Annotated in this window: 12 protein-coding genes; 7 read left to right on the top strand and 5 right to left on the bottom strand. The window is 61.2% G+C overall.

Annotated elements, in window-relative coordinates:
- Positions 1-219 precede the first annotated feature (219 nt).
- The 4 genes from egtB (at position 220) to E0D86_RS16345 (ending at position 6,946) form a co-directional block, all read left to right on the top strand.
- Entirely contained in the window at positions 220-1,515 is a 1,296-nt protein-coding gene (egtB, locus tag E0D86_RS16360; RefSeq protein ID WP_131651107.1) for an ergothioneine biosynthesis protein EgtB, read from the top strand.
- A 2-nt stretch (positions 1,516-1,517) separates the two neighbouring features.
- A complete protein-coding gene (gene egtD / locus E0D86_RS16355; RefSeq protein ID WP_131651106.1) occupies positions 1,518-2,483 on the top strand; it encodes an L-histidine N(alpha)-methyltransferase in 966 nt (321 codons plus the stop codon).
- 32 nt (positions 2,484-2,515) lie between these two features.
- Positions 2,516-4,237 carry a S8/S53 family peptidase gene (locus E0D86_RS16350; protein WP_256681254.1) on the top strand — a complete coding sequence of 574 codons (1,722 nt, stop codon included), beginning with the start codon at positions 2,516-2,518 and terminating at the stop codon, positions 4,235-4,237.
- Between the two features lie 588 nt (positions 4,238-4,825).
- Positions 4,826-6,946, top strand: a complete 2,121-nt coding sequence (locus E0D86_RS16345; protein ID WP_131651104.1) for a glycoside hydrolase family 5 protein — start codon at positions 4,826-4,828, stop codon at positions 6,944-6,946.
- A gap of 50 nt (positions 6,947-6,996) precedes the next feature.
- Here the strand turns inward: E0D86_RS16345 and E0D86_RS16340 are convergent, their stop codons facing one another.
- Positions 6,997-7,374, bottom strand: coding sequence for a transcriptional regulator (locus tag E0D86_RS16340; RefSeq protein ID WP_131651103.1), 378 nt, complete (start codon positions 7,372-7,374; stop codon positions 6,997-6,999).
- Positions 7,375-7,526: 152 nt separating this feature from the next.
- Here E0D86_RS16340 and E0D86_RS16335 point away from each other — a divergent pair, with 152 nt between their 5' ends.
- The gene (locus E0D86_RS16335) at positions 7,527-7,820 is read left to right on the top strand and encodes a hypothetical protein (RefSeq protein ID WP_131651102.1); all 294 of its coding nucleotides are present in this window, start codon (positions 7,527-7,529) and stop codon (positions 7,818-7,820) included.
- Between the two features lie 48 nt (positions 7,821-7,868).
- On the opposite strand, the gene E0D86_RS16330 is transcribed toward E0D86_RS16335, so the two are convergent.
- On the bottom strand, positions 7,869-9,215 hold the full coding sequence (locus tag E0D86_RS16330) for a DEAD/DEAH box helicase (protein WP_131651101.1): 1,347 nt from the start codon (positions 9,213-9,215) through the stop codon (positions 7,869-7,871).
- A gap of 215 nt (positions 9,216-9,430) precedes the next feature.
- Entirely contained in the window at positions 9,431-9,760 is a 330-nt protein-coding gene (locus tag E0D86_RS16325) for a 3-phosphoglycerate kinase (protein ID WP_131651100.1), read from the bottom strand.
- Between the two features lie 64 nt (positions 9,761-9,824).
- Here E0D86_RS16325 and E0D86_RS16320 point away from each other — a divergent pair, with 64 nt between their 5' ends.
- Entirely contained in the window at positions 9,825-10,769 is a 945-nt protein-coding gene (locus E0D86_RS16320) for a LysR family transcriptional regulator (protein ID WP_131651099.1), read from the top strand.
- Positions 10,766-11,317, top strand: coding sequence for a peptidylprolyl isomerase (locus tag E0D86_RS16315; RefSeq protein WP_131651098.1), 552 nt, complete (start codon positions 10,766-10,768; stop codon positions 11,315-11,317). The genes E0D86_RS16320 and E0D86_RS16315 overlap by 4 nt, the downstream gene beginning before the upstream one ends.
- Before the next feature lie 48 nt (positions 11,318-11,365).
- Here the strand turns inward: E0D86_RS16315 and E0D86_RS16310 are convergent, their stop codons facing one another.
- Both E0D86_RS16310 and E0D86_RS16305 read right to left on the bottom strand, forming a co-directional pair.
- Entirely contained in the window at positions 11,366-12,262 is an 897-nt protein-coding gene (locus E0D86_RS16310; protein ID WP_131651097.1) for a CHAD domain-containing protein, read from the bottom strand.
- 52 nt (positions 12,263-12,314) lie between these two features.
- Positions 12,315-13,580: an Hsp70 family protein gene (locus E0D86_RS16305; protein WP_131651096.1), complete on the bottom strand. Its 1,266-nt coding sequence runs from the start codon at positions 13,578-13,580 to the stop codon at positions 12,315-12,317.
- Between the last annotated feature and the right edge of the window lie 71 nt (positions 13,581-13,651).

Below are 13,651 nucleotides of genomic sequence, written 5' to 3'. Positions count from 1 at the left end.
TCGGCACCACGGCTAGCGCAGCAAAGCGGTAACAGCCGTTAGCCGGACATCGTTCAGTACCTAACGCAATCGGGCTTTACATCACAGGCGAAGCGAAGCCATTGCAGCGCTCTCGCATCCGCATCGCAGAAACTTTTGCGCCTCGCTTCGGGTCGCTATAGAGGCGGTTTTCGGCCGCTCCCGGTCTCGAACTAGCCGGGCATAAACAAGGGGGACGCCATGGGCAACCTGGCAGAACGGCGAAACCAGCAACTGGCGCTCGCCGAACCAGATCACCTGCTGCAACGCTTCCGGCAGGTACGCGCCACCAGCGAAGCGATCTGCGCACCCTTGCAGATCGAGGATTACGTCATCCAGAGCATGCCCGACGTCAGCCCGCCGAAATGGCACTTGGCGCACGTCAGCTGGTTCTTCGAGGCGTTCGTGCTCAAGCCGTATCTGGCTGGCTACACACCGCTCGATCAGGCTTATGACCACCTGTTCAATTCCTATTACGAAACCCACGGCACGCCATTCCCACGGGCCCAGCGCGGGCTGATTTCACGGCCCGGCGTGGACGATGTCTATCGTTTCCGCCATTACGTCAATCAGGCGATGGGCGAGCTTCTGGCCAATCCACCCCAGCAGCATGACGCTGAAATCCTGCGCCGGGTCGAGCTGGGTCTCGAGCATGAACAGCAGCATCAGGAGCTGCTGCTGATGGACATCAAGCACATCCTGGCGCAAAACCCTTTGCACCCTGTTTACCGGAACGATCTGAAACCGGCACCGACACTGCATAACGACCGCCTGCGCTGGCACGACTATGGCGGCGGGGTGCGCCACATCGGCCACGACGGCAACGGTTTCGCCTTCGATTGTGAGACGCCGCGACATCGGCAGTTCATCGAAGATTTCCAGCTGGCCGATCGATTGGTGAGCAATCGCGAATACCTGTCGTTCATCGCCGACGGCGGTTACGCGCGCAGTGAACTCTGGCTGTCCGATGGCTGGGCACATATCCAACAGCACGGCTGGAACGCCCCGCTGTATTGGCACCGCGACGACGGCGCCTGGTACGAAATGACTCTTGGCGGGCTGCGGCCGCTGGATCTGGAGGCGCCGGTCTGCCACGTCGGTTTCTACGAGGCGGATGCCTACGCACGCTGGGCCGGCGCCCGGCTGCCCAGCGAAGCCGAGTGGGAGATCGCCGCTGGAGAACAGCCACTGCGCGGCAACTTCCTGGAGAACGATCATCTGCAGCCAGTCGCGGCGAGCGCCCCCCATGACGGGCCCGCGCAGTTGTTCGGAGATGTCTGGGAATGGACGGCCAGCGCTTACCGCCCCTACCCCGGCTTCCGCCCGCTGGAAGGCAGCCTGGGCGAGTACAACGGCAAATTCATGTCCGGCCAGATGGTGCTGCGCGGCGGTTGCTGCGCCACGCCGCAAAGCCATATCCGCGCCACCTACCGCAACTTTTTCCAGCCGGCCATGCGCTGGCAATTCGCCGGGCTGCGCCTGGCCAGGGAGCTATGACGATGGCGTTAGCCGTGCATTACCATGACCAGACCCAGCAACCTCACGAGGCCTCGCTGCGTGACGAAACGTTGGCCGCCTTCGCCGCCTCGCCGAAGCATATTTCGCCGAAGTTCTTCTACGACCGGCGCGGATCGGAGCTCTTCGAGCAGATATGCCTGCAGCCCGAGTACTACCTGACCCGTACCGAGGAACGAATTCTCGCCGATGCGGCGAACGATATCCGTGAGATCGCCGGACCGCAGACCGACCTGATCGAGCTGGGCAGCGGCGCCAGCCGCAAGGTGCGCCTGCTGCTCGAAGGGTTGCGGCCGGTCAGTTATCTGGGCATCGACATCTCGGAGCAGTTCCTACTGACCAGCACTCAGCGCCTGGCCGCCGACTATCCTTGGCTGGAAGTACATGCCGCCTGTGCCGACTTCTCCGATGAGCTGGCGCTGCCGGACGACTTCACCATCCATCACCCGCTGGTGTTCTTTCCCGGCTCCAGCATCGGTAATTTCACGCCGTTGCAAGCGCGCAAACTGCTTGGGCATCTGCACGATATCCTTCCGCCCAGGGGCGGTGTGCTGATTGGCGTTGACCTGGTCAAGGACCGCGACGTGCTCGAAGCGGCGTACAACGACCGTGCCCATGTCACGGCGGCGTTCAACCTCAACCTGTTGCGACGTATCCGAGAAGAACTGAACAGCGATATCGACCCGTCACGTTTCGCTCACCGCGCCTTCTTCAATGAAAATGACTCGCGAATCGAAATGCATCTGATCAGCCGTGAGGCGCAGGACGTGACCGTCGACGGCCAGCGGTTTCACTTCGATGCCGGCGAAAGCCTGCACACCGAGAATTCCTACAAGTACACGCTGGAGTCCTTCGCCAATCTCGCCAACAGTGCCGGCTTCGATTGCAGCGGTCAGTGGACCGACTCCGCTGAGCTGTTCAGCGTCCACTATCTGCAGCGTCGACAATGAAGGCAGCTCATCTCTGCGTATCGATCGGGCTTATGCTGGGCCTGCTGCACCCAAGCCTGGCGATGGCTGAATCGACTCCGCTGCGACTCAAGGATATGCAGCGTTGCGGCGATCTCTTCTCGGACGATCAGTTGACCTTCTGTCTGCGTGCGACCGGGCTCGATGACGGCGACGTCAGGCTGATGCTGCGCGGCAAACCGGTCCAAGCCACCCGTTCAGGCGACGGCAAGCTGCGGTTGTCACTGAGCAAGTCCGAGCATGAAAGCGGGCCGCTGTGGCTGGAACAGGGCGAGCGCCGCAGCAACCCGGTGTGGTTGACGATGAACGGGAGCCATGTGCTGGCAGCCGGCCCTGACGAAGTGACCAAGAACATGGACGGGCTGAACACCTATGTCGATTTGATCAGCCTGATCATCGAGGAAAACCTCAACGGCCTGGAGAAGTCGCAGCAACTGGCCAAGAAATACGGTGCCGAAGTGGTCGGCGCCATCGCACCGCTCAATATCTATCAATTGCGCCTGCCGGTAAAAAACCTGACCGAGCGAGACGCCATCGTGCTGCGCCTGGGTAACGAGGTGGGCGTAGATGCGGTGGTGATCGAGGAATCCGGCGCCGAGGAGCCGCTGGAGCAGGACAAGGAGCCCAAGCCGCGCCACAGTGAGTGGGTCGCCAATCGATTCTTGGACGCCGTCGACTATTACCAACACCGCGTGCCGTCCAAACAAGCCCCTGTCGAGACGCACCCTGTGCGAATCGGCATCGTCGAGCGCAACGTCGACTTCGACGCCCCCGAGTTCGCTCCTTATTTAGGCGATTGCGATCCACGAGAGCCGCGCACATGCGTGTATGCCAGGGACGCCGAGGCGCCGGACGAACATGGCACCACCGTCACCGGGATACTTGCGGCGCGCAGCATCGAACCCAGCGACAGCGGTTTTCTTAGCGCACTAGAGCCAGCCAGCGCCGGCTTCGAGGTAATCGTCGAGCGCAACTCCGATGCTGGCATAACCGCCAACGTCGCCGCATCGGTCAACCTGGTCGAGGACGGCGTGCGCGTATTGAATTGGAGCTGGGGCATCCACCGCATCGGCACGCGGGATGTAGAGGGCGAGGAAGTCGACTCGCTGATTCGTTCAGGCATCGCCATGAGCGGCTATGAGGAGTTGCTCGAAGAGTTCTTCCTCTGGTTGCGCCGTGAGCATCCCGACGTACTGGTGGTGAATTCCGCCGGCAACGGCTCGGCGCGCTCCAGTCTGGATGACTACCGCCTGCCGTCCTCATTCATCACCGAACAACTGTTGGTCGTTGGCGGCCACCAGCGCAACGACAAGCGCGACGTACCGGTGGAGCATCCCGAGTACGTCACCAAACGACCTTCATCGAACGTCGACATGCGCGTCGACATCACTGCCTCGGCCTGCACGCGCGCCGCAACGCTGGAACCCGGCAAGCGTGGCGAGGTGCATTGCGGCACTTCATACGCCACCCCGATGGTGACGGGCATCATCGCGACGATGCTCTCGATCAACCCGCATCTGGCGCCAGAGCAGGTGCGGGAACTGTTACGTCGCAGCGCACTGACCATCGGCCGAGACAGCGATTTCGAGCCGGTCGAAGCCGACGACCTGACCGCGCCGATTCTGCCTTCCGAGCGCAACTATCAGATGAACAATCAGGACATCGGTCGCTCGGCCCGTCTGGACATGCGCAAGGCGTTGGAGCTCACCGTCGACAGCCTGGATCAGGTGCGCTGACCTAGCGTGATCCGACGCCGCTTCGGCGAGTCAGCCGCCCTGGTCTGATTCGCCGTGCCTGCATCTCGGCTCTTCTAGCCGAGCTATCAATCTGCCATCTAACAGCGTTTATCTTTCAATGAACGAGCTAATTACGTTTCGCTTGTTAACCGCGTATGTGCTTTAGAAATATTCTGCAATGAACAGGTTGGCTACGTTTATGCGCTGACAAACTAACAAGCGAAACGGTAATTATCTAACCCAGCGCTAAGCCTGTTTCTCTAAGCAAAATAATTACTTATTAATCAACAGGTTGTGTTATTAGAAATTAGTAGCTTATTGATATCAAATAATATCAATATGAAACCACATAACTAAAACCAAGGTTTATGCCGAATTACCGGCGCCAAAATAATTTTACTGCCTGCCAATCCTTCTATATAAAGCCTATCCATTCAAAGCGAGCCAACGGTGTTGCCGTTTCGCTGCTTTGTTGTGAGTGGGTGGCGTCGTCGGCAGTGCTTCGTTTGTTGCATCCCCCAATGAATGCTTCCGCAATTTTTTAAAGGGCACGCGTGCCTTTTGTCGTATTAAGTTCCGGAGATATCAATGTCCCTCAAAGCAGTTTCAGGCGCACCCCGAGCAGTACTCGGCGCCTTCATGCTTACCGCGATGTTTGGCCTCACTACGGTGATCCAGGATGCCAACGCAGCAGCTACCTCGTCCGCTGCAAGCGCGACGAGGGCCGTCGCCACCGCGCAAGTCAACGACTTCACCAGTCCTGAATGGAACAAGGGGACCTGGCGCAAATCGGCGGGGTTTTCCATCCCGGCGACGACGGCTAACAAAGCCGCATTCAAGAAAGGCGCACAGGTAAAACTGGCGAACGGCGAGGTTCGCTCGGTGAAGGTCGTCTATTTTTCGGGCGCGCACATGAGCGTGATGCTGTCTGGCGCAACGCTCAACGTCGCGGCCACCGGTTACCCGAAAACCGTTTCGGCGCTGGGCTCGGATACAGGCGCGCCGGCAATCGCCGCACCGCAGCCGGCACCCTCGGCCAGTACGTCCAGCCATAGCAGCGCCATCAACAATTACACCAACAGCGATTGGCAGAATGGTGTGTGGCGCAAATCGGCGGGCTATTCGATTCCGGCGAACAGTGCTAACCGCTCTGCGTTCAAGGCCGGCGCTTCGGTGAAGCTGGCGGACGGACAGGTGCGCAAGATCAACGCCGTGTATGTATCCGGCAACAACATGAGCGTGATGCTTTCAGGCGCGACTTTGAGCGCCAAGCTCGGCCACCCAAACAAGTTGTTTTCTGTAGGCAGCACCGCTCCGGTTCCGGTTCCGGCTCCGGCCCCAACTCCGGCTGCGCCCAGCCAGCCCACCAAGCCGGCCGTAACCCCGCCGTCGAACAGCTCGCCCGCACCGCTGACGATTGCACTCAACTCCTTCAACGGTGGCGATTTCGTCAATGGCATCTATAACACCGGCAAGTTCGTAGGGATTTCCGTCAAGGCGACCGCCCAGAACAAGGCAGCCTTCCACAAGGGCGCGAAAGTCAGGCTTGCCGACGGGCAGGTGCGCACCATCAACCTGATCTATCAATCGGGCGGCAATATGACCGTGATGATGGACGGTGGCGCCATCAACGGGAAGGCCGTGGGTTACCCGCGAACCGTGTCGGTCAGCAGCACCGGTTTCAGCCAGGCAAGCCCGGGCACCGGAACTAACGCTCCAGCCAACAACGCGCCAGTGGCAAACCCCATCAACCTGGTCGGCATCAACCTGGCCGGTGCCGAGTTTGGTGCTGACGTCGCCTTGCCCGGTACATACCTAAAGCACTACATCTACCCGGGCGAAGCTGACTTCAAGCGCTACGCCGAACGCAACCTAAAGCTGGTACGTCTGCCATTTCGTTGGGAACGGATTCAACCGAGGCTCAACGGCGAGCTGAACAGCGTCGAGCTGGCACGTATGATGGCGACCCTTGACCATGCGAAGAAGTACAACATGCAGGTTGTCCTCGACATGCATAACTACTACCGCTACCACGGCAAGATGATCGGCTCCAAAGAAGTGCCTATCACTGCCTTTTCCGATGCCTGGCGCCGGATCGCACAAAAGGTCGCCAATCACCCCGCCGTCTACGGCTACGGGCTGATGAACGAGCCACATACCACAAACGGGAAATGGCCTGCCGCAGCCCTGGCCGCTGCGAAGAGCATCCGCACCATCGACTCGACCCGCTGGGTGGTGATCGCCGGAGACCGCTGGTCCAGCGCCTTCCACTGGCCGTCCTATAACACCCAACTGGTCAGCGACCCCTGGATGCGTGATTCGAAAAATAACTTGGTTTTCGAAGCCCACCTGTATTTCGACAAGGATTATTCGGGCTATTACACCAACAGGAAAGAGGTCTACGATCCAATGATCGGTGTCAACCGGGCCAAGCCTTTTGTCGAGTGGCTCAGCAAAAACAAGCTGCGTGGTTTCATCGGCGAGCATGGCGCCCCGGACTTCTCACCCTCGGCAATCGTGGCGACCGACAACCTGCTGAAGTATCTCAATCAGCACTGCATCCCAAGCACCTACTGGGCTGCCGGTCCATGGTGGGGCGACTACGCACTGTCGCTGGACGTGAAAAGTGGCAAGCCACGTCCGCAGCTGCCCGTACTGCAGAAGCACGCGGCGAACAAATCCTGCGGGACCATCGGTCCACTGTTCTAACCGGTCTGTATGGCTAACTCTGCGCCCCGCCTTAGCGGGGCGTATTTTTTTCAGCCTGTCGCCAAGGCGTCGAAGATCTCCGGCGTTAGCGCTGCCTCGCCTTTGTCATCCAGGCGCTGGCGGTACGCAGTGCCCGCAGTGTCGCCTTCGAGCATTTCAAGTAGCCGTGAACCCCGCTCGGTCAAGACGAAATTCTCACCATTACCACCCTGCTCTTCCGGGCGCGTCACCAGAAACCCCCCTTCGAACAGCAGGCTCTCGTAGTTCTGCGCTTCAGCCTTGAGCGAATCGAGATTAGGCAGTGGCTGGCCGGCATCCTCCATGGCAATCGCATGCTCATCGGCGTATTGACGCGGTGCGAAGGCCTCGTTGCCAGGCTTTTGCGCTTCGCGCAGCAGACGCAGCATCAGATCCCAGTCATAGGTCATGTCGTTCTCCTGTTGCACCGCGTCAGAACGCGGCTCTTGCTAATACGGACCGTGCCGGCTGCGGCATGGTTCGATCATCAGCACAACGGGAAAGGCTGAACCAAAGCGCTCGCATGGCATCCACCGAACAGGTCTTAAAGGAGCGCACCACCATGAAATATCTGATGATCCCCCTCGCTGCCGCCCTGCTGGCCAGCCAGCCGGCACTGGCCGAATGCACCACGGACCAGATAAACGCCAAGGCCCGGCAGCTGGCCGAACGCGTCAATCAGCTAACCGAAAGCGACCCCGAGCGTGCTGCCGAGATCAACGAGCAATTGCGGGAGATGGAGGTCAAGCAGACCGCCGACCAGCTGGGCGACGAATGCCAGGCCTATGACAAGCGCCTGCAGCACGTCGAGCAAGCGGAGAAAAAAGCTGATATCGCACCAGCGGAGAAGCGCTGACGGACACGAATGACCGGGGCTGCGACGCCCCGGTGTGTAGCGAAGACCTTATTCGGCGGCGGGCTTCTTGCGGCGCAGCGGCGCCATGCCGTCCTGACTGACGACCTGCGAGGCCGGCGCTTCGCGTTTGGCGTTCTTCGGTCGCTTGGCCGTTGGCTTTGATGCCACTTTGGTCTTCTTGTCGGTGGCCTTCTTCTTGTCGTCCTTTTTCTTCTTGGTGCCGGCGGCCTTACCCGATGCCTTGAGGTTCTTCGGGCCCATGTAGCCGCCCTTCAACCCTTTGATGACGCGATGCTCGAAACGCTGCTTGAGGTAGCGTTCGATACTCGACATCAAGTTCCAGTCGTTATGGCAGATCAGCGAGATCGCCAGGCCGTCGGCGCCGGCGCGCCCGGTACGTCCGATGCGGTGAACGTACTCATCACCCGAGCGCGGCATGTCGAAGTTGATCACCAGATCCAGACCTTCGATATCCAGACCGCGCGCCGCCACGTCGGTGGCTACCAGAACCTTCACGCCACCTTCCTTGACGCGGTCGATGGCCAGCTTGCGCTCCTTCTGATCCTTGTCCCCGTGCAGCACGTAAGCCTTGACGCCCTCGGCCACCAGCCGTCCGTAAAGACGGTCGGCCTGCACGCGGGTATTGGTGAAGATCACGGCCTTCTTGTAGGTCTCGTTGGCCAGCAGCCAGTGCACCAGCTTCTCTTTATGCTCGATGCTCTCGGCGGTGATGATCTGCTGACGGGTGCCCTCGTTCAGCTCGCTGACGCGGTTGAGCTGAAGGTGCAGCGGATCGCGCAACACACTTGCCGCCATCTCGCGCAAGGCGGCGCCGCCGCTGGTGGCGGAGAACAGCAGCGTCTGCTGACGCTTGGCACATTCGCCGACCAGCCTCTGTACGTCGTCGGCGAAGCCCATGTCGAGCATGCGGTCGGCTTCATCGAGGATCAGCAGTTCGACGTCCTTGAGGATCAGCGTGCCGGCATTGAGATGCTCGATCATCCGTCCCGGCGTGCCGATGAGGATGTCCGGGACCTTGCGCAGGATCGCCGCCTGGACCTTGAAGTCCTCGCCACCGGTGATCATCGCCGACTTGATGAAGGTGAACTGCGAGAAGCGCTCGACTTCCTTGAGGGTCTGCTGGGCCAGCTCGCGGGTCGGCAGCAGGATCAGCGCGCGCACGTCGGTGCGCACCACCGCATCGCCGATCAGCCGGTTGAGCATCGGCAGCACGAACGCCGCCGTCTTGCCGCTGCCGGTCTGCGCCGTTACCCGCAGGTCGCGCCCTTCCAGCGCCGGGGGAATGGCCGCCACCTGCACCGGCGTCGGCTCGACGAATTTGAGTTCGGCGACCGCCTTGAGCAGGCGTTCATGCAGGGCGAATTGGTCAAACAAGGGGGATACCTCAAGGTCGAAAAACGTCGCATAGATTAACGCGTCCGGCCGGTGGAGAGGCGGCTTTATCAGCGCGACGATCGACCGGATCGTTGATCGAACCCGAGGCGGGCGGATCGACAGTGCGGACGCGACTAACAATTGAACATTAGCGACGCGCTAAGCCGAGCCTTGGAAGCCGGCCACCGCGTCCCGATCGGCTCACCGCGCGAACCTCACTGCGGCTCGCAGGTCAGCTTGATACGCAGCCGGATCACATCGCGCTTGAACTTGGCGGTCAGCGGCTTGCGCTCGCCAGCGTCGAGCGTGGTGCGGCGGGTGCGTGGTACTTCCGGGCCGTTGCGGAACACCGCTGAGCAGCTCACCGGGCGTTCGCCGAAGTTCTGCAACAGCAGACCGGCCATGTCCCGGTCGATGGTTTCGGTGGTAGCCAGCACTTCGGCGCCATTGAGCTCTTGCTCCAGTTCCACCGGATAGCTGACGGCCAGGGCGCTCAGTGGGATGATTGCGAGCGAAGCGAGCGCGGCGAAGCGTATTTTTTCCATTTTATGCGGGCTCCTCGTGAAGGCGTGCCAGCGTACCAGACAGACGCGACAGGAAAACAATGGAATGAAAGTGCCACGCGTAACCCTCGATCAATGGCGAACCCTGCAGGCGGTGATCGATCACGGCGGCTTTGCCCAGGCGGCGGAGATGCTGCATCGCTCGCAATCGTCGGTCAGCTATACCGTGGCGCGCATGCAGGAGCAGCTCGGCGTTCCGCTGTTGCGCATCGATGGTCGCAAGGCAGTGCTCACCGATGCAGGCGAAGTGCTGCTGCGCCGCTCGCGGCAACTGGTGGTCCAGGCCGGGCAGCTCGAAGAACTGGCCCATCACATGGAACAGGGCTGGGAAGCCGAAGTACGCCTGGTGGTGGACGCCGCCTACCCCAACGCCAAGCTGATCCGCGCGTTGACGGCTTTCATGCCGCAGAGCCAGGGCTGCCGGGTGCGTTTACGCGAAGAAGTCCTGTCGGGCGTTGAAGATGTGCTCAGGGACGGCACTGCGGATCTGGCAATTACCAGCCTGGACATTACCGGCTACCTCGGAGCGGAGCTGAGCACTGTCGAGTTCATCGCCGTCGCCCATGCCGACCATTCGCTGCACCAGCTGCAGCGCAAGCTAAGCGTGCAGGACCTGCAGAATCAGATGCAGGTCGTGGTGCGCGACTCCGGCCAACGTCAGCCGCGAGACGCCGGCTGGCTGGGCGCCGAGCAGCGCTGGACGGTCGGCAGCCTGGCCACCTCGGTCGCCTTCGTCAGCAGCGGGCTGGGTTTCGCCTGGCTGCCGCGTCACATGATCGACCGCGAACTGGCCGAAGGCGTGCTCAAGCCGCTGCCGTTGATCCAAGGAAGCATTCGCCGCCCGTTGTTCCATCTCTACACTAACCCGGACAAACCGCTCGGCCCGGCAACGCAGATTCTCATCGACCTGATCAAGACGTACGATGCGCAAACTCAACCTGCCGATGGCCGGCCGGCCCAAGCTTCCACCCTCAACAGGACTACACCATGAAACGACTCGTACTCGCCGCCTGCTCGCTGCTGCTCGCCGGAAACCTCCTGGCGGCAGACAACCCACGCGTGCTGCTGAACACCAGCATGGGCGAAATCGAAATCGAGCTTGAAGCCGAGAAGGCGCCGATCAGCGTGAAGAATTTCCTCGGCTATGTGGAAAGCGGCTTCTACGATGGCACCGTGTTCCACCGCGTGATCCCTGGCTTTATGATCCAGGGCGGCGGTTTCAACGAAGGCCTGGGCCAGAAGAAGACCGGCGAGCCGATCAAGAACGAAGCCGACAATGGCCTGCACAACGTTCGCGGAACCTTGGCGATGGCCCGCACACAGAACGTCAACTCGGCCACCAGCCAGTTCTTCATCAACCACCGCGACAATGACTTCCTCGACCACGGCGGCCGCGATTTCGGCTATGCGGTGTTTGCCAAGGTGGTGCGCGGAATGGATGTGGTCGACCAGATCGCCCAGGTGCCAACCGGCAACCGCAGCATGATGCAGAACGTCCCGCTGCAGCCGGTGACGATCGTTTCCGCGAAGAAGCTGTAACCCGATCACCTCAGTTGGCGTACGGTCTTATGACCGTGCGCCAGACAGTCAGACCTCGGCCGTTTCCCAGTAGCGCTGCCAGCGCGCCACCAGATCCCGAGGCGCCTCCAGATAGATCTCATTACCCAGCGCCAACGCTTCGCGCTGCATTTCGCCGCGCCGTTGCACGATCACGCGATCGAGCCGCTCACGCAACGACTGGTCGCCGAATAGCGGCGGCTGGGCCTGCATCAGCTGCTGCATCATCGCCAGGTCATGATCGTCGCCGAGCAGATCGGCCAGTCGCTTGAGCGAGTCGCTGCGCAGCTGCATCAGCGTCGGCCAGCTAGGCGTCAGCAGCCGCGTCTGATACCAGTGATCTTTGACCCGTTTGCGCCATTCATGTAACTGCTCGTCGCTCGGTTCGAGTCTGACCTTGGCCAGCTCGGCACAACCGTCGGCATAGGTGCGCTCCACCCCGGCGGCCAACAGCTCGAAACCCTCGGCGCTTAATGGCCAGCTGTCGATACAGGCGCTGGCATTGCTCAGTTCATTGATCGCCTGGGCAATACGGGCATCGAGGTTAGTGGCATCGCCTTCGCCCTGCCTGGCTCTTGCCTGCAGGCGCCGACGGATCTGTTTGAAGCCCGCCTCGGCGAACAATTTGGGGAACCGTGCGCTCAGCAGATCCCAGCTTTCCAGCATGGCGGTGGCGTCGCGAGATTCGGCCAGCGCACGGCCAAGATCGCGCAGGCGCTGATTCTCGCGCTTGAATTCAGCACCCAAGGGCTTTCGCACCAATCGCAGCAACGCGCGCAATTCCTTGAAGCGCTTGCGCGCCTGATGCACACCCTCGGCTCGCTCGGCAGCCGGCACGCTCAGTGCCTCGATGGCTTTGTCGATGCGCTGTCGAGCGACCTTGCGCACCTCGGCGACAGGGTCTTGCGGACGAAGTTTGTAACCCATGAAAACTCCCCAACAGGCCCGCGAGACATGCCGGACAGGCGCTCACGGGAAATCAACCGTAGCGTTTCTTCGCTTCGATGGCCAAGCCGCTACCGATACTGCCGAAGCGGTTGCCTTCCACATGACGGGCGCTTGGCAGCAGTGCGGCGATGCTCTGGCGCAAGGCCGGAATCGCGCTGGAACCGCCGGTGAAGAACACCGTATCGATGTCGTCGTGCTTGAGCCCGGCGCTTGCCAGCAATTGACTGACGTTGCCGCGGATTCGTTCGAGCAACGGGTCGATGGCCGTTTCGAAGCCGTCGCGGGTCAGGCTCGCCTGCAATCCCGCTTCGATCCGCGCGAAGTCGATGAGATAGCGGTCCTGCTCGGTCAGCTCGATCTTGCCCTGCTCCACCTGCATCGCCAGCCAGTGGCCAGCGCGTTGCTCGATGAGGCTGAACAGCCGGTCGATCCCGGTGGGGTCGACGATGTCGTAGCGCATGCTCTGCAGCGCGCGCAGCGATGCAGGCGCATAGACCGCGTTGATGGTATGCCAGGTGGCGAGGTTGAGATGGGTGCTGGTGGGCATCGGCGCGTCGCTTTTCATCCGGCTGCCATAGCCGAACAACGGCATCACGCCCTGCAGGCTGAGCTGCTTGTCGAAATCGGTGCCGCCGATGTGTACGCCCGAGGTGGCGAGAATGTCGCTCTGACGGTCATCGATCTGGCGCCGCTCCGGCGACAGCCGCACCAGGGAAAAGTCGGAAGTACCGCCGCCGATGTCGACGATCAGCACGCGCTCTTCTTGCTCGATGCGCGACTCGTAGTCGAAGGCTGCTGCGATGGGTTCGTACTGGAACGAGACGTCCTTGAAACCGATCTTCTTCGCCGCTGCAGCCAGGGTGTCGGAAGCTTCCTTGTCTGCCTGCGGGTCGTCGTCGACGAAGAACACCGGGCGACCCAGCACCACCTCGTCGAACGCTCGACCGGCACTGGTTTCGGCGCGCTGTTTGAGCGTCCCGAGGAACAGGCCGAGGATGTCCTTGAACGGCATGGCACTGCCCAGCACCGTGGTTTCGCTCTTCAGCAGCTTGGAGCCCAGCAGGCTCTTGAGCGAGCGCATCAACCGCCCTTCGTAGCCCTCCAGGTATTCGGCCAGGGCCAGCCGGCCATACACCGGACGGCGTTCTTCGATGTTGAAGAAGACGACTGAAGGCAGGGTGTGCTGATCGTCCTCGAGCACGATCAGCGGCTCGCTGGCGGGACGCCACCAGCCGACGGTCGAGTTGGAGGTGCCGAAATCGATGCCGCAGGCGCGGGCGGGAGACGAGGTGTGCATGTGCGGTCCGGACTGCCAAAAACGGCCGCGCAGTTTATGCGAGCCTGCCGGCAATTGCTGGCCAATCGTCG

The sequence above is a fragment of the Pseudomonas sp. IC_126 genome (assembly GCF_004331835.1).
In the GTDB taxonomy this organism is placed as follows: Bacteria; Pseudomonadota; Gammaproteobacteria; order Pseudomonadales; family Pseudomonadaceae; genus Stutzerimonas.
Note: the sequence above shows the minus strand (reverse complement) of the source record. Positions and strands in the feature narration are given on the sequence as shown.